Source organism: Rhizobium sp. WYCCWR 11128, assembly GCF_013416305.1.
GTDB lineage: Bacteria > Pseudomonadota > Alphaproteobacteria > Rhizobiales > Rhizobiaceae > Rhizobium > Rhizobium indicum.
In genome coordinates this window covers 148,447-164,543 of the sequence record NZ_JACCEZ010000010.1, presented here as the reverse complement: position 1 = coordinate 164,543, position 16,097 = coordinate 148,447, and the positions used below count along the sequence as shown (strand labels likewise).

Sequence of the window (16,097 nt, the reverse complement as noted above, 5' to 3'; positions counted from 1 at the left end):
CTTCGTATGGATAATGAATTGGAAACGTTAAAAGCTGCTTAACTATAAATGGGAAGAAACGTTAAGAGAGAGATTGGCGGCAAATTCCTCGATATCGTGGAGCTAGGCTGAGGCTGGCAGCCGCCGGACTCGCCGAAGACCGCCAGCCGCAACGCCAAGAACCCCGCCCCGTCAAATCGCCAAGTCGGGTTCCTTCGCCATCAAGTCGGTCGGCTCCAATCGACAAATCCTGCTGTTACTTCCATTGCGTCGCGTTTTCCGCGGCGCAGCCATACGGGGGCAAGGAGCTGCCAAAGGTCGTTTTGAGCTTGGCACAGCCCCAGACATTGATCGGGCCTGGCATGGCATTGTTGAGCGTGATGCCGATTTCATCGTAAGGGCTGTCGGTGTTGGTGATGTAGCGGTACCAGCGGAAACCGGTAAAGACGACGAATGCGAGAGCGATCGTCAGCAGCAGGCGCACCAATTTTTTCATGATATTTCCTTTGAATGCAAACGCCGCCGTGTAGCATCCGCGTGTGGAGGTTGACAGCGCTGTCACCAAGGCATCGGCAAATTTCCGAGGATGCGGCTGCCGAGGCTTGCTCCCTACCGGAAGCCAAGCTGGCAAGTCACTGACATATTGTCTTCGGAAGAGCGGAATCGGTTCCGGCGGGAAGTCGATCCGGAGTGGATCTTCGAACCGAAGGCGCCAATAACGAAAAAGCCGGCACTTGCGCACCGGCTTTTGACATTTCGTCCCGAAAAATCAGGCAGCGGTCCGGACGTTCGAGATCGTGCCGATCAGCTCGTTGACGATGCGTTCGATCTGGGCGCGGTCGTCACCCTCGGCCATGACGCGGATCAGCGGCTCGGTGCCCGAAGGGCGGATGACGAGGCGGCCGTTCCTGGCAAGCTCGGCTTCGGCATCGGCGATCGCCTTCTGCACCTGGATATCCTCCAGCGGCTTGCCGCCGCTGATGCGGACATTGCGCAGGAGCTGCGGCACCGGCTCGAAGCGGCGGCAGACCTCGCTGACGGTCCTGCCGGTGCGCTTGACCGCGGCCAGGATCTGCAAGGCGGCGACGAGACCGTCGCCGGTCGTGCCGTAGTCCGAAAGCACGATGTGGCCGGACTGCTCGCCGCCGACATTGTAATTGTGCTGGCGCATATGCTCGACGACGTAACGGTCACCGACCTTCGTCCGGGCAAGGCCCAGGCCCTTGTCCTCGAGGAAACGCTCGAGGCCGAGATTGGACATGACGGTCGCAACGATACCATTGCCGCGCAGCTGCTGGCTCTCGGCCCAGCTCTCGGCGATGACGGCCATCAGCTGGTCGCCGTCGACGATCGAGCCGTTCTCGTCGACGATGATGACGCGGTCCGCATCGCCATCGAGGGCGATGCCGATATCGGCGCGCACCTCGTCGACCTTCTTCTGCAACGCGACGGGGCTGGTGGAGCCGCAATTGAGATTGATGTTGGTGCCGTTCGGCTCGTTACCGATGGTGACCACCTCGGCGCCGAGCTCCCAGAGCACGGCCGGCGCCACCTTATAGGCAGCCCCATTGGCGCAATCGATGGCGATCCGCAGGCCCTGCAGCGTCACGTCGCGCGGCAGGGTGCGCTTGGCATGTTCGATATAGCGGTCATGCACCCCGTCGACGCGCTTGGCGCGGCCGATATCGTCGGATTTGGCAAGCTGCGCGTTCAGGTCCTTTTCGAGCAGATCCTCGATCTCGGCCTCGATATCGTCGGAAAGCTTGTAGCCGTCAGGGCCGAAGAGCTTGATGCCGTTATCCTCGTAAGGATTGTGCGAAGCCGAGATCATCACGCCGAGATCAGCGCGCAGCGAGCGTGTCAGCATGGCCACAGCTGGTGTCGGGATGGGGCCGAGAATAAAGGCATCGAGGCCTGCGGCCGTGAAGCCCGCGACCATGGCGTTCTCCAGCATATAGCCGGAAAGGCGCGTATCCTTGCCGATGACGACGCGGTGGCGGTGGTTGCCGCGGCGGAAGATCGTGCCGGCGGCAATGCCGACCCGCATGGCGAGATCCGGCGTCATCGGGAAGACGTTGGATTGGCCGCGAATGCCGTCCGTACCGAAATAGCGTCTTTTCATCTGCACTCCTGTGCTTTCCGCGCGCCATTCAAGGCAGCGCATCGTTCCAAGCGAATCCGGCTTCAGTGGAATGTCGTCAATCCAGGAGCGTGATTCATGCTCGCCTCAATTCAGCGGAATGCCACAAAATGCGGCGATCAGCACGTAAATTAGCAAGAAAAATGATTATATCCCGTTACCAATAGAAAAGGCCGGATCTCCCACTTCGGAAATCCGGCCTTGTTCAAGGTAGTGCCGCTGTTCAATGCGGCTGCGGTTCGAGGCCGCCTTCGGGCTCGTCACCCTTGGTGGCAGGCCGTGCGCCGGCCTTCGGAACAGCCGAGCCGCGGCTTGGCGGCGAATCATCGCCGAGATCGCGGGAAGGCTTTTCGCCGCGGATCAGCGCCTTGATCTCTTCGCCGGTCAGTGTCTCGTATTCGAGCAGACCTTCGGCAAGCACGACGAATTCGTCGTGCTTTTCCGTCAGGATCTTGCGGGCCTGCGTATAGGCTTCATCGATCAGGCGGCGCACTTCATTGTCGATCTTCTGCGCGGTTGCTTCCGAAACATTCTTCGACTGCGAAACCGAGTGGCCGAGGAAGACTTCCTGCTGGTTCTCGCCATAGGCGACCTGACCGAGCTGATCGGAAAAGCCCCACTGCGTGACCATGGCGCGGGCAAGCTTCGTGGCCTGCTCGATGTCGGAGGAGGCACCCGAAGTGATGTTCTCCTTGCCGAAGGTGAGCTCTTCGGCAACGCGGCCGCCCATCATGATGCAGAGGCGTGAGACCATCCACTTGTAGCTCATCGAGTAGCGGTCGCCCTCGGGAAGCTGCATGACCATGCCGAGCGCACGGCCGCGCGGAATGATCGTCGCCTTGTGCAGCGGATCGGCGACGGCGACATTGAGCGCGGTCATGGCGTGTCCGGCCTCATGGTAAGCGGTGAGCTTCTTTTCCGCCTCGGTCATCGCCGAGGAACGGCGCTCGGCGCCCATCATGATCTTGTCCTTGGCGTCCTCGAATTCCTGCATGGTGACGACGCGCTTGTTGCGGCGGGCGGCCATGAGGGCGGCTTCGTTGACGAGGTTCATCAGGTCGGCGCCGGAAAAACCGGGCGTACCGCGGGCGAGGATCTTGAGATCGACATTCGGCGCCAGCGGAACGTTGCGGGCATGCACCTTGAGGATGCGCTCGCGGCCGACGATGTCGGGATTCGGCACCACGACCTGACGGTCGAAACGGCCGGGACGCAGCAGCGCCGGGTCAAGAACGTCGGGACGGTTGGTAGCGGCAATCAGGATCACGCCTTCATTCGCCTCGAAGCCGTCCATTTCGACCAGCAACTGGTTCAGCGTCTGCTCGCGTTCGTCATTACCGCCGCCGAGACCGGCGCCGCGATGACGGCCGACGGCATCGATTTCGTCGATGAAGATGATGCAGGGCGCATTCTTCTTCGCCTGCTCGAACATATCGCGCACACGGCTTGCACCGACGCCGACGAACATTTCGACGAAGTCGGAGCCCGAAATTGTGAAGAAGGGCACATTGGCTTCGCCGGCGACCGAGCGGGCAAGCAGCGTCTTGCCGGTACCCGGAGGGCCGACGAGCAGCACGCCGCGCGGGATCTTGCCGCCGAGACGCTGGAACTTCTGCGGATCACGCAGGAATTCGACGATTTCTTCGAGATCCTGCTTGGCCTCGTCGACACCGGCAACGTCTTCGAAAGTCACGCGGCCATGCGCTTCGGTGAGCAGCTTGGCCTTGGATTTGCCGAAGCCCATCGCGCCGCGCGAGCCGCCCTGCATCTGCCGCATGAAGAACAGCCAGACGCCGAGAATCAGAAGCATCGGCAAAAGCGTGCCGAGATAGCTGAGGAAACCCGAAGAGCCGTCCGTTTCAGGACGGGCGGAAACCAAGACATTCTTCGACTGCAGGCGATCGAGCAGACTGTCGTCAATCACAGGCGAATAGGTCTGGAAGGTGGTGCCATTTTCAACATAGCTTCCGGAGAGACGGTTGCCCGTGACCACGACGTCCTTCACACGGCCCGCATCGACCTCACGCAGAAACTGCGAATAAGGGATTTCACGGGAGCCCGTTTGCGCCGGCGCCGTCTGAAACATACTGAAAAGGGCGATCAGCAGAAGCGCTATGATCGCCCACAAGGCGAAATTACGTAAGTTAGGGTTCATTGAACTCCCCAGCATGGAACAGCCGCCTCATGGCGACCGTCTTATTCGTTTCTAACATAGGGTTGCGCCGTGCGATTGCCAAGGCGATCCCCTAAGTCAGATGGTTTTTCCGTCAATACTTCTTAAAGGCAGCCTCGCATAGGGCGCCGTCGCGAAAACCGCCGAAAGCCTATTCGCAAAGATGAAGTCAAATCGTGTCAAAAAGCGGTCGAAGGGTGCGAAATAGGGTGTCAGTTCGATTGCTCCGGCGGATTCTGGAGATAAAAGATCCCCTTTGGCAAATATAACTGGCGCCGAAGCGATGGCGCGCCTCCATGCCCCCTTGGGAAGGGCCCTGCCCAACCCTCCCTCATTCCTGTGTTCGTCACAGGAATCCAGCGCGCCCAAGTCCTTGGGCGCGGGAGACTCTTCACGCATTGTTGAGTCATTCACCGCGCCGACGCGCGGTGGCTGGATTCCTGTGACGAACACAGGAATGAGGGAGTGTCCGGCCTGGGCTTCCACCCCTATAGTCGTTCCAGACCTATTTACGGCCCCGAACCTGCCATCCCAAACCCCGGCCTCGCCGCGCCGCAATACCAGCGGCGATATCCCCCGGCTCTCGCGCGCCAGATAAAGCCCGTCGCGCCTGAGATCGAACACCACCCTGCCGGCGGTCATTCGTCCAAGCCCGCTGCCGGTGGCAAATGTGAGAACCCGCTCCATCTGCCCCCTCCCCGGCACGAATGGCCGCCCACCGAAAATGGCTGCCAGACGGGCGAGCACATAGTCGAGGACTGCGCGGTCCTGCCGCAACCCATCAGGCATCACCTGCCCGAGCAGACCGCCGTGAAGCGTGAGGTGACGATCCAGCCACTCTGCCCCCTTGGTTGAAAGAGCCAGTCGCTCTTCCCAGGCTGCGCGGATATTCCTCTCAGCACCGGCATCGGCCGAAAGCTGCCGGCGCGTCCGCACGCGCTCGTACTTCATATCCTCGTTGCTGGGATCGTCGATCCACGGCACGCCCCGCTCCTTCAGGAACGCGCGAATATCTGCCCGCGTGGAAAAAAGAAGCGGCCGTAAAATCCAGAACCGCCGGTCGAAGAGCACCGCATCTGCAATACCGGTCGAAACCTGCTCCGTTCGCATCCCACGCATGGCAAGCGTTTCGCGCTGGTCGTCGAACGTATGCCCCGTAACAATGAGATCGGCTTTGAAGTCATTGGCGGCGGTCGCAAGCAGGCCGTAGCGTGCCTCTCGGGCCGCAGCCATGATGCCGGTTTTCGGCTTGTCGCCCTGCCAGATCATGATGATGTGGGGAATGCCGAGCGATGCGCAAAGGACTGCGACTTGACGCGCCTCGTCTGCGGAGCCGGCGCGCAACGCATGATCAACGGTTGCAGCGCAAAGGGAAATCTTGAGATGGGGCGCGGCCTTCACGGCTTCATCGAGCAGAAGAAGCAGGCCGGTGGAATCGCTGCCGCCTGATATCGCGACGAGAATGCGTGCGGGGCTTTGAAGCGACGTGAGAAACTGGAGGATCGCCAGTTGAGGCAATGCGGCTTCCGGAGACATTCCGGAAGACCTTAGCAGGAGAGGCGCTTCTGTTCGCTCGCAACCTTGCTTATGACGGCACGCGAAGCCTTTGGATAACGCTTCGACACTTCGCGCAGCGTCGCACAGGCCGTCTCGTTATTGTCGAGGGCCGCAAGCGACATGCCGAGCTTCAGCAGCATTTCCGGCGCCTTTTCCGATGTGCCGTATTTCTGATGCGCATTGAGGAAGGTCTTGGCCGCCTCATTGTACTTGCCCTGCGAATAGAGCGCTTCGCCGAGCCAGAAATTGGCGTCCGCCGCCCGCGCGCTGCTCGGGTAGCGGGTGATATACTGCGTGAATTCCTGTTCGGCCGTGCTGTAATCGCCGGATAGCACGTGGCCATAGGCGGCCTTGTACTGGTCGGCCTCGCTCCCAAGCGAGGCGGTCTGCTGCGGCGTTTTGGTATTGGCATCGGGAATCGGCCCGGAACCGATCGTGGCATTTTCGTCGACGCTTCCGCCGATCGGATTGCCGTTCTGATCGAAATCGATTGAGCCGAGCTCCTTCGGCGGTTGGCCGAGGCCGCTATTCTCCGGCACGCTGGTGGAGGGAGCCGTTTCGGCTCCCTGCGGTGCTTGGATCACCTTGGCAATGTCGTCCCCGCCGGAGGCTGCCGGAGCGGCATCGGTCTCGCTCTTCTTGACAGGGGCCTTGACGGCACCGCCTGCGCCGGTCTTTTCGAGCTGCTGGAAGCGGAATTCATTGTCTTCCTGCTGCTTGCGGATGGTCTCCTGCATCTGCAGAAGCTGAAAGCTCATCTCCTCGATCCGGCCGTTCAGCTGCCGCAGCTGCTCTTCGAGCTGCTGCACGCGGACCTCCGCGTCGCCGCTCTGCACCTTGACGACGGGCGGCGCCGCCTGGTTTTCCGCGGATCGGCCGCCGAGATGTAGCCCGAAGAACGAGGCGGAATAGGCCGCCCGTTCGCTTCCGGTCACAGCCGCGAGGCACAGCATGCCTGCCACGACAAGTTTCTTCATATGTATCGTCCTGTCCCAGTGATTCTTCGCACCTCGATGGCACGAACAGGAGACTTTTCCAATTGCTTTCAAAAAGCAACGGAGTCTGGCCAAAGTGTGGTCAAAAAGAAAAGGCGGTCCCTGATGGGACCGCCTGTCGAAAAAGCGAATTGTTGCTCGGCAATTACATGCCGGCGCCGCCAAGCACGGTAACCGCGCGACGATTCTGCGACCAGCAGGAAATATCGTCGCAGACGGCGACCGGACGTTCCTTGCCGTAGGAGATCGTCTTCAGGCGCTGCGCCGGTACGCCGCGCGAAGCGAGATAGTCCTTGGCGGCAGCCGCACGGCGGGCGCCGAGCGCGAGGTTATATTCGCGCGTGCCGCGTTCGTCGGCATGGCCTTCGACGGTGATCTGGTAGTTCGGGTAGCGGCCGAGCCACTGCGCCTGACGGTCGAGCGTCTGCGAAGCATCGGCGCGGATCGACGAGGAGTCGGTATCGAAGAAGATGCGGTCGCCGACATTGACCGTGAAGTCCTGGGCCGAGCCCGGCGTTGCAGCGCCGCCAGCACCGGTGCCGAGGCCGAGGTCGCCGGCGCTGTTCGGCGGCTTCTTGGCGCAGCTTGAGAGCGCAAGGCCGGCGATAAGCGCGATCATGACGGGGTTGCGGGCGAAATTCTGCATGCGGCTCATTGCCGGGGTATGAATTCGGCTCATGGCCGGTCTCCTTGCGATTTCATCAGGGTTTCCGGACAGTAACCGCACTCGGTTAACCGCCCCTCAAAGTTTATGGTTAACAATTTGCTACTTTGTCCCTTGGCCGTTCGGTTCCATGACTTTGGGGCGACAAGAAGGCAGCAGCGCATCGCCTACTCCATAAGCGGCGACCAGGCGGGGTCGGAGCCGTAGGTCGGCGTCTTCACGAGCTGCTCGTTGTAACCGGTCAGATCGATCGAATAGAGCTGCGGACCGCCCGACCCCGCCGCCTGGCGGAAGAACATCAGCACACGGCCGTTCGGCGCCCAGGTCGGGCCCTCATTGTGGAAGCCGGTCGTCAGGATGCGCTCGCCGGAACCATCCGGCTTCATCACGCCGATCGAGAACTTGCCGCCGGCCTGTTTGGTGAAGGCGATGAGATCGCCGCGCGGCGACCAGACCGGCGTCGAATAGGAGCCGTCGCCGAAGGAAATACGGGTCTGGCCGGAACCATCGGCGTTCATCACGTAGATCTGCGGCTTTCCGCCGCGGTCGCTTTCGAAGCTGACGCGTGCGCCGTCAGGCGAATAGGAGGGCGACGTGTCGATCGCCGCCGTCGAGGTCAACCGCGTCGTCGTGCGCGAGCGCAGGTCCATCGTATAGATGTTGGAATTGGCATCCTGCTGCAGGCTCATGATCACCTTCTGCCCATCCGGCGAGAAGCGCGGCGAGAAGGTCATGCCGGGGAAGTTACCGACGACCTCGCGCTGCCCGGTTTCCAGCTGCAGCAGATAGACCCGCGGCTGCTGGTTGGCAAAGGACATGTAGGTCACTTCCTGCCGGCTCGGCGAGAAGCGCGGCGTCAGCACGAGATCGCTGCCATCCGTCAGCATCCGCACGTTGAAGCCATCCTGATCCATGATCGCCAGCTGGCGCTTGCGCTGCTGCTTGGTGCCGGATTCGGAGACGAAGACGACGCGGGTGTCGAAATAACCCTCTTCGCCGGTGATCTGCTTGTAGATCGCATCAGCGATGATGTGAGCCACACGGCGCCAGTTCTCCGGCTGCGTGTAGAACTGCTGACCGGCCATCTGCTGTCCGGCAAAAGTATCCCACAGGCGGAATTCGGCGCGAAGGCGGCCATCCGCTTCCTTGGTAACCCGGCCGGTGACCAACGCCTGGGCATTGATGACCTTCCAGTCCTCGAAGCGCGGCGAAGCGTCGGGATTAGAAATCTTCTCGATGAAGGCGGTTTTGTTGATGGGTGCGAAGAGACCGGACCGCTGCAAGTCGGCGGCGATGACTTGCGAGACCTGCGCGCCCATGTCGCCCTGGAAATCAGTCACCGCGATCGGAAGCGGCTGGATATTACCCTTGTTGATATTGATCTCGACAAGCGCGTTCGCCGGGGTCGTAAAGACTGCGGCCCCGACTAGACCGGCGACGACCATGAGGGCGCGGATGAGGGAACACTTGACCATATCAAAACAAGCCTTTCAGCACTTTATAGGTTCAGTTGGCTGGCGTCGAAGTACAAAACGACTTCCTTCCAGGCATCGTATTTGTCTTTTGGAAGCATCGCGTAAGGAGCTGCACGGACAATTGCGCGAAGAGCTGCGTCGGCAATGATTTTACGTGTCCGTTCGCTGCCACCACTAACCTCCGCGTCGGGAGTTCCGATAATGCGACCGTCCCTATCGAGGCGCACACGGAACCTTAAATGAACGCTGGCGGCATCCTTCAGGTCCGCAGGAAGGACAAAACGATTTGCGATGGCATTTCGCATCGCATCGATAACGGGCATACTTAAAATCTCTGCTTTTGAGTCAGTTTTTTCCCGACCCATCGCCTCCGCATGTCCATCAGGCGGCAGTGAGAAAGCAGCCATTAACATCGTCAGCGCCCCGATGGACTTCGCGAAATGGGATAAGCTACTCAACATTTAGATTCCCAGATCGCTGGCATCGAAGTTGAGATCCATCTCGTTCCAGCCGTTTTCTCCCTCATATTTGTCTGCAGGCAGATTTTTGAGAGGAGATGATTTCATAACAGCGCGGTAGACACTGCTCTTGAGCGCTTGGCGTGTTGAATCCGGCCCGCCTGAAGCAATGACCTCGGGATCGCCAACGACATTACCGGCCTGATCAAGTTGAACACGAACCTTAAGATGAACCTCGTTGGCGCCGGCCAATCCGGAAACAACCGTCCAGTTGCCAGAGATCTGGCCGCGTACGGCATCAATCTCGCTCTGGCTAAGGGAAGCGCCACCATTGCTCTTCTTCGCACCAAGCGATGCTTCCTGCGTCGAGCGCTTCGCACCCCCAGCGGAAGGATCGGTCTTATTCAGCAGCGCAGCAACCTCGTCGGCATTGAAGTCGCTCTTCATCGATGAGGCGGATTTCGCCGTTTCCTGCTTCTTGTCCGCCTTCTTCTTGTCGGTCGGTGTGTCGGCGGTCTTCGCTTGATCCGCAGTCTTTTCCGGCGGCTTTTCGACGGGCTTCTGTGGTTCCGGCGGTTTCACCTGCGGCTTGGCGACAGGCGTCGGTACATTGTCCGGCAGCGCCTCGGCGTCCGGCTTCGGCGGTTCCTCCGGCTTGGCCTGCTCTTCCGGCGGCTTTTCCTCTGGCTTCGGCGGCGTTACTTCGACCGGCTTCGGCGGCGGAATGGAAGCGACCTCCTTCGGCTGTTCGACTTCCGTTTCCTCCTTGACGATCTCCTTGACGTCATTCGGCTTAGGGTCGATCTTCGGCATCGGCTTGTCGCTCGAATTCGCCGCGGCAGCCTCCGTATTGCTGGGTTTGGCGTTCGGCACCGGCGGCGTCTTCATGTCGACATTGTTGTCACCGGCATTCTCGGCCGGTTGCGCAATCGGTGGCCGCGTCGTCGGCACGGGCGCAGAAGTCTCCTTCTTCGGAGCCTTCTTGTCGCCTTGCTGCATCTGGGTAATGGATTCCACCGGCACGAGATCGACCGGCATCGCCTCGAAATCCTCCACCTTGAAGGATTCCGGGGCGCCGAGCGACACCATCGCCCAGGTGAGCACCAGGCCGTGCAAAACAGCAGATGTGATGACACTGGCCTTCATTTTGCGCGCTATTGGTCCTTCTTCTGCTGCGTCACGAGGCCGATATTCTTGAAGCCTGCGCCCTGAATACGGGCCATGACATCGGCGATGACGCCATAAGGCGCGGTCGCATCGCCGCGCACGAAGATACGTTCGTTATAGCCGGTGGTGGCGATCGCCTCGAGCTTGGCGGCGATCTCCGCCGCCGGGATCGGCGTTTCCTGCAGGAACACCTCGCCGTCATTCTTGACTGAGATGGTAATCGGCTGCGTCTCGGAATTCAGCGCCTTGGCCTGCGTTTCCGGCAGATCGATCGGCACGCCGACAGTCATCATTGGTGCCGCGACCATGAAGATGATCAAAAGCACCAGCATGACGTCGACGAGCGGCGTCACGTTGATTTCGGAAATCACGGCCCTGTTCCGACCGCCGCGACGGCGGCGTCCGCCGCCCCCACCGCCATTACCTCCAACAGCCATACCCATGTGAGAATACTCCGTTGGTTACTGAGCGGCAGCGCGCGGCTGCAGTTTCTCGTCGATCTGGCGCGAAAGTATGGCGGAGAATTCATCCGCGAAACCTTCCATGCGGCCCGAAAGCTTGCCGGCATCGGCAGAGAACTTGTTGTAGGCGATAACCGCCGGGATAGCGGCGACGAGGCCGATCGCGGTGGCAAGCAGCGCTTCGGCGATACCGGGCGCGACGACCGCAAGGTTGGTCGACTTCGAACCGGCGATTGCCTGGAACGAGGTCATGATGCCGACGACCGTGCCGAACAGACCGATGAACGGGCCGGCCGAGCCGATGGTCGCGAGCGATCCAAGGCGAGCGCCGAGAAATTCAGTCTCACGGGCGAGCGTCACGTCCATCGCGCGGTCGATACGCATCTGCAGGCCGATCGGCGAACGGGCGCCGCGTTCGAAAGATTTCTTCCACTCGCGCATGGCGGCCACGAAGATCGCCGCCAGCCCCGTATTGCTGCGTTCCGACAGCGAGCGGTAGAGTTCTTCCAGCGACTGGCCCGACCAGAACACCTGCTCGAACTTGTCGAACTGGCGCCGTGCGCGGCCATAGGCCAGATATTTGTCGATGACGATCGCCCACGTCCACACCGAGGCTGCGATGAGCCCGAGCATGACGAGCTTGACGACGATGCCGGCCTGCATGAAAAGCGACCAGAGGCTGACGTCCGTCGTTGCTGCTGCCAATCCTACTTGTTCCATTGGTCCAAAATCCCCGAATCCAAACGCCCGGCGCTAGACCGGGCGGCACAAACTGATCTCGCAAGAAGTGTCCGGCGGCCGCCGCCCAAAGCCCTGGTCAAACTTCCAAGCTCATCTTCCGCCTTCTTGCCGTCAAATTTGGTCAAAGGAAGGCGTGCACCGCACAAACTCCGACTTTCCCAGTAAGACACTATTATGGTTAATAGATCGTTAGTGCCGGACTGTGACAGTAAGCCTGTGTTTGGAAGATTTCGTTCCATGGATTACTTGACCGGGGCAAGGTCCGGCTGCCGAAAGAGCGCTCATCCTGCGGCGCGGGAATTCCTTCACATAAAACTCAAGTTCTGACAAGAGCTGAATTTCAAGCGATTCTGACTACAATGGCGTGCTGCCCTCCAGGAATTTCATCGCCAGTGTTTCCGGCAGCCGCCTCGGCCGCCCCCGGGCGTTGATGACGGCGATGATCACCTTGGCGGCGATCAGCAGCGTCTCGCCCGAACGGATCTGCTGATTGAGCACCATCTTGGCGCCGCCGGCTTTTTCCGTATGCGTCAGGATCGTCAGCACATCGTCCATGCGCGCCGGGCTCTTGAAGTCGATCTCCATGCGATGGACGACGAAAACCAACCCCTCCTCGTCGGCACTGACGAGTTCGCGTTGCTCGACGCCGAGGCAGCGCAGATAATCGGTGCGGCCGCGCTCCAGGAAATGCAGGTAGCGGGCGTGATAGACCAGGCCGGAGAAGTCCGTATCTTCATAATAGACCCGCTGGACGAGGCGGTGTCCGGCCTCCGTCAACTCTCCCGAAATGGAAAAAGGGCGTTCCGTCATAATTTTCTCCAAACTCAGGTGCCCTGTTTGGCGCAACGCTTCCCGGCAGGCAAGCATTGAATGCCCGGCCGGCAGGCATTGAATGATTGTCACAATTCCTAACTATTCCCGATAATGAACGACCAATCAGGAGACGATGCGATGAAGATTGCGGTTATGGGCGGAGACGGTTTCATTGGTTGGCCAACGTCGCTGCATCTCTCCGATGCCGGGCACGACATCCATATTCTCGACAATCTCTCGCGCCGCTGGATCGACACCGAACTTGGCGTTCAGTCGCTGACCCCGATGGATTCGATCCAGGAGCGCACCCGCATCTGGCATGCCGAAACCGGACGGCGCATCCACTTCAATCTGATCGATCTCGCCAAGGATTACGAACTCCTGAAGAACTGGCTTTCCGAACACCGCCCGGATGCCGTCATCCATTTCGCCGAGCAGCGGGCCGCGCCCTATTCGATGAAGAGCGACCGCCACAAGAACTACACCGTCAACAACAATGTCAGCGCCACGCACAATCTGCTGAACGGGCTGACGGAACTCAATCTCGATGCCCATCTCATCCATCTCGGCACCATGGGGGTCTACGGCTATTCGACGGTCGGGGCGGCGATCCCCGAGGGTTACCTGCCGGTCGGCATCGAAACCGCAGGCGGCGAGACGGTCAGCCAGGAGATCCTCTATCCCTCCAATCCCGGCTCGATCTATCACATGACCAAGTGCCTGGATCAGCTTCTCTTCCAGTTCTACGCCAGGAATGATGGTCTGAGGATCACCGATCTGCACCAGGGCATCGTCTGGGGCACGCATACCGAGCAGACGCGCCGCCACGCGCAGCTTATCAACCGTTTCGACTATGACGGCGATTATGGCACGGTGCTGAACCGCTTCCTCATCCAGGCGGCGATCGGCTATCCGCTGACGGTGCACGGCACCGGCGGCCAGACCCGCGCCTTCATCCATATCCAGGATTCGGTCCGCTGCATCGAGCTGGCGCTGAAAAACCCGCCGGCTCGCGGCGCCCGCGTCGAGATCTTCAACCAGATGACAGAAACCCACCGGGTGCGCGACCTTGCCGAGATGATCGCCAGGATGAGCGGCGCCAAGATTGCCTGGCTGCCCAACCCGCGCAAGGAAGCCGCCGAGAACGAGCTGATCGTCCGGAACGAAAAATTCCGCGATCTCGGCCTCGAACCGATCACGCTGGAAGCGGGCCTGCTCGGCGAGATCGTCGATGTCGCGAAGAAGTTCGCCTATCGCGTCGACCGCTCGCGCGTGCCGGCCGTCTCCGCCTGGACCAAGGATATCGCCGCGACGATCAATCACGATCCGGAAGGCAAGCGGCTGAAGTCGGTGTCGTGAGCGAGGGCGTGTTCATATTGGAAGGCCCCATGGAGACTCCCTTACCAAGTCAGTTTATGTGGGAAGGAGAGGGCATACCGTGTGAGCCCCCCTCTGCCCTGCCGGGCATCTCCCCCACAGGTGGGGAGATCACAAGCGGCTCGCGCTTCCTACCCATTTACCGTTTTGCTGTGCTGGACGCCGGTTGCCTGGGGAAGCCGTCGCGCCTAGCTAATCTCCCCACTTGTGGGGGAGATGCCCGGCAGGGCAGAGGGGGGTGGCCACGGCACACCCTGTTCTTGGGCCTGACCAAGGACAGGAACGAGGAAATGCGGCAATGGCGCACGTGACCACGCGACCATCTCATCGCTTCGCTTATGTCACCCTCGTCACCAATGCCGACTACGCCATGGGAGCGACCGCTCTCGCCCATTCCCTGCGCCGAACCGGAACCGACGCCGACATCGTCGTCCTCCACACCGGTGGCGTCGACAAAGCCGCCCTCTCACCACTCGAAGCGCTCGACTGCCGCCTGATCGAGGTCGAGCACCTGCCGCTGTCTGCGGCCTTCAACGAACGCCATGCGCGTGGGGAGCTCCATTCGACAGCCCCTTTCACCAAGGGCCGCAAGCCGGATTTCCATTCGCCGCTCGACAATTTCTGCAAGCTCAGGCTCTGGCAGCTCGTCGAATACCAGCGCTGCGTCTTCATCGACGCCGACGCCCTCGTGCTGAAAAACGTCGACAGGCTCTTCCTCTATCCGGAATTTTCCGCCGCCCCGAATGTCTACGAAAACCTCGCCGACTTCCGCCGCATGAATTCCGGCGTCTTCGTCGCGACGCCCTCGCATGACACGTTCCGGCACATGCTCGAAAGGCTCGACAGGCCGGAAGCCTTCTGGCGGCGCACCGATCAGACCTTTCTCGAGACATTCTTCCCGGATTGGCACGGCCTGCCGGTTTATTTCAACATGCTGCAATATGTATGGTTCACCATGCCGGACCTTTGGGACTGGAAGAGCATTTCGATCCTGCATTACCAGTATGAAAAACCGTGGGAAAAGGATCATCCCAAGGCAGCGCGACTACAACCTTTGATCGATCTGTGGCACCGTTTCCATGATGGCGGCGACGTGCCTGAGATCACGGCGCTGGACAATCCGGAAGGGGCAGCATGAAGGTACTTGTATCGGGTGGAACGGGTCTCGTCGGCCGGTATGTCGTCGAGGAACTGCTGGCCGCCGGATATCAGGTGATCGTCGGCGGGCGCCGCGCGCCGCTGCCCCGCCTCTTCTCCCGCCCGGTCGAGTTCGCAGCGCTTTCGCTCGATCCCGACAAGGATCAGATCGATGTCTTCGATGACGCCTATTTCTTCGTCCACGCCGCTTTCAGTCATGTTCCGGGCAAATATCGCGGCGGCGAAGGCGACGATCCGAAGACCTTCCACAGGTTGAACCTCGACGGCACCGTCCGGCTTTTCGAAGCCGCCAAACGCGCCGGCACGCGCCGCTGCGTCTTCCTGTCCAGCCGCGCCGCCTACGGCGAACATCCCGAGGCAACCGAACTGGCGGAGACGATGCTGGCCAAGCCCGAAACACTCTACGGCCAGGTCAAGCTCGATGCCGAACGCGCGCTTGCCCATCTCTCCACGCCGGGTTTTGCCGGCGTAAGCCTGAGGGCGACCGGCGTCTATGGCGATCTCTCGCCGAACAAATGGGACGGCATTATCGCCGATTACCTCGCCGGCCAGCCGGTTGCCGCCCGTCTGGGAACGGAAGTTCACGGCCGCGACCTCGGTCGGGCGGTGAGACTGATGCTGGAAACGGAAAGCACCCGCATCTCCGGCGAAGTCTTCAACGTCTCGGACATGTCAGTCGACACGCGCGATATCCTTTCACCCATCCGCCACGAGACGGGCTGTCGGCACGCGCTGCCGGCCCCTGCCGATAGCGCCGCGCTCAATCCCATGAGCACTGCGAAAATCCGAGCGCTCGGCTGGGCGCCCGGCGGAGCGCCTCTATTCAACGAGACGATGCAGCGACTGGCCGCTGCGCTTCCCGAATCCCAAAGACACAGGTCCACGCAAGTCTGACGTTGCAGAATGCGCCCGAATCGCAATCGGGGCCCGAATTAAAAA

15 protein-coding genes are annotated in these 16,097 nt (G+C 60.7%); 3 read left to right on the top strand and 12 right to left on the bottom strand.

The window, feature by feature from the left end; all coding sequences use genetic code 11:
* Positions 1-235: 235 nt before the first annotated feature.
* The 12 genes from HX898_RS26105 to ybgC all read right to left on the bottom strand — a co-directional run bounded on the left by HX898_RS26105 (position 236) and on the right by ybgC (position 12,620).
* The gene (locus tag HX898_RS26105; RefSeq protein ID WP_180196183.1) at positions 236-475 is read right to left on the bottom strand and encodes a hypothetical protein; all 240 of its coding nucleotides are present in this window, start codon (positions 473-475) and stop codon (positions 236-238) included.
* 273 nt (positions 476-748) lie between these two features.
* Positions 749-2,101, bottom strand: a complete 1,353-nt coding sequence (gene glmM / locus HX898_RS26100; protein WP_029871976.1) for a phosphoglucosamine mutase — start codon at positions 2,099-2,101, stop codon at positions 749-751.
* A 241-nt stretch (positions 2,102-2,342) separates the two neighbouring features.
* Positions 2,343-4,274, bottom strand: coding sequence for an ATP-dependent zinc metalloprotease FtsH (gene ftsH / locus HX898_RS26095; RefSeq protein ID WP_011653398.1), 1,932 nt, complete (start codon positions 4,272-4,274; stop codon positions 2,343-2,345).
* Between the two features lie 96 nt (positions 4,275-4,370).
* Entirely contained in the window at positions 4,371-5,828 is a 1,458-nt protein-coding gene (tilS, locus tag HX898_RS26090) for a tRNA lysidine(34) synthetase TilS (RefSeq protein ID WP_180196182.1), read from the bottom strand.
* A gap of 11 nt (positions 5,829-5,839) precedes the next feature.
* Complete coding sequence (gene ybgF / locus HX898_RS26085; RefSeq protein ID WP_138390909.1) at positions 5,840-6,826, bottom strand: tol-pal system protein YbgF; 987 nt, start codon at positions 6,824-6,826, stop codon at positions 5,840-5,842.
* A gap of 163 nt (positions 6,827-6,989) precedes the next feature.
* Positions 6,990-7,523 carry a peptidoglycan-associated lipoprotein Pal gene (gene pal / locus HX898_RS26080; RefSeq protein ID WP_138390910.1) on the bottom strand — a complete coding sequence of 178 codons (534 nt, stop codon included), beginning with the start codon at positions 7,521-7,523 and terminating at the stop codon, positions 6,990-6,992.
* Positions 7,524-7,675: 152 nt separating this feature from the next.
* Complete coding sequence (gene tolB, locus HX898_RS26075; RefSeq protein WP_138390911.1) at positions 7,676-8,983, bottom strand: Tol-Pal system beta propeller repeat protein TolB; 1,308 nt, start codon at positions 8,981-8,983, stop codon at positions 7,676-7,678.
* A 23-nt stretch (positions 8,984-9,006) separates the two neighbouring features.
* Complete coding sequence (locus HX898_RS26070; RefSeq protein WP_138390912.1) at positions 9,007-9,444, bottom strand: cell envelope integrity protein TolA; 438 nt, start codon at positions 9,442-9,444, stop codon at positions 9,007-9,009.
* A complete protein-coding gene (locus HX898_RS26065) occupies positions 9,445-10,587 on the bottom strand; it encodes a hypothetical protein (protein ID WP_138390913.1) in 1,143 nt (380 codons plus the stop codon).
* Positions 10,588-10,595: 8 nt separating this feature from the next.
* Positions 10,596-11,051, bottom strand: coding sequence for a protein TolR (gene tolR / locus HX898_RS26060; RefSeq protein WP_003542730.1), 456 nt, complete (start codon positions 11,049-11,051; stop codon positions 10,596-10,598).
* Between the two features lie 18 nt (positions 11,052-11,069).
* Positions 11,070-11,789, bottom strand: a complete 720-nt coding sequence (tolQ, locus tag HX898_RS26055; protein WP_003552507.1) for a protein TolQ — start codon at positions 11,787-11,789, stop codon at positions 11,070-11,072.
* 375 nt (positions 11,790-12,164) lie between these two features.
* Entirely contained in the window at positions 12,165-12,620 is a 456-nt protein-coding gene (gene ybgC / locus HX898_RS26050) for a tol-pal system-associated acyl-CoA thioesterase (RefSeq protein WP_064651280.1), read from the bottom strand.
* A gap of 141 nt (positions 12,621-12,761) precedes the next feature.
* Here ybgC and HX898_RS26045 point away from each other — a divergent pair, with 141 nt between their 5' ends.
* From HX898_RS26045 to HX898_RS26035, 3 genes are all read left to right on the top strand, one after another.
* The gene (locus HX898_RS26045) at positions 12,762-13,982 is read left to right on the top strand and encodes an NAD-dependent epimerase/dehydratase family protein (RefSeq protein WP_138390914.1); all 1,221 of its coding nucleotides are present in this window, start codon (positions 12,762-12,764) and stop codon (positions 13,980-13,982) included.
* 316 nt (positions 13,983-14,298) lie between these two features.
* Positions 14,299-15,138, top strand: coding sequence for a glycosyltransferase (locus tag HX898_RS26040; protein WP_180196181.1), 840 nt, complete (start codon positions 14,299-14,301; stop codon positions 15,136-15,138).
* Positions 15,135-16,052, top strand: coding sequence for an NAD(P)-dependent oxidoreductase (locus HX898_RS26035; RefSeq protein ID WP_180196180.1), 918 nt, complete (start codon positions 15,135-15,137; stop codon positions 16,050-16,052). Before HX898_RS26040 ends, HX898_RS26035 begins: the two co-directional genes overlap by 4 nt.
* The last annotated feature ends 45 nt before the right edge of the window (positions 16,053-16,097 follow it).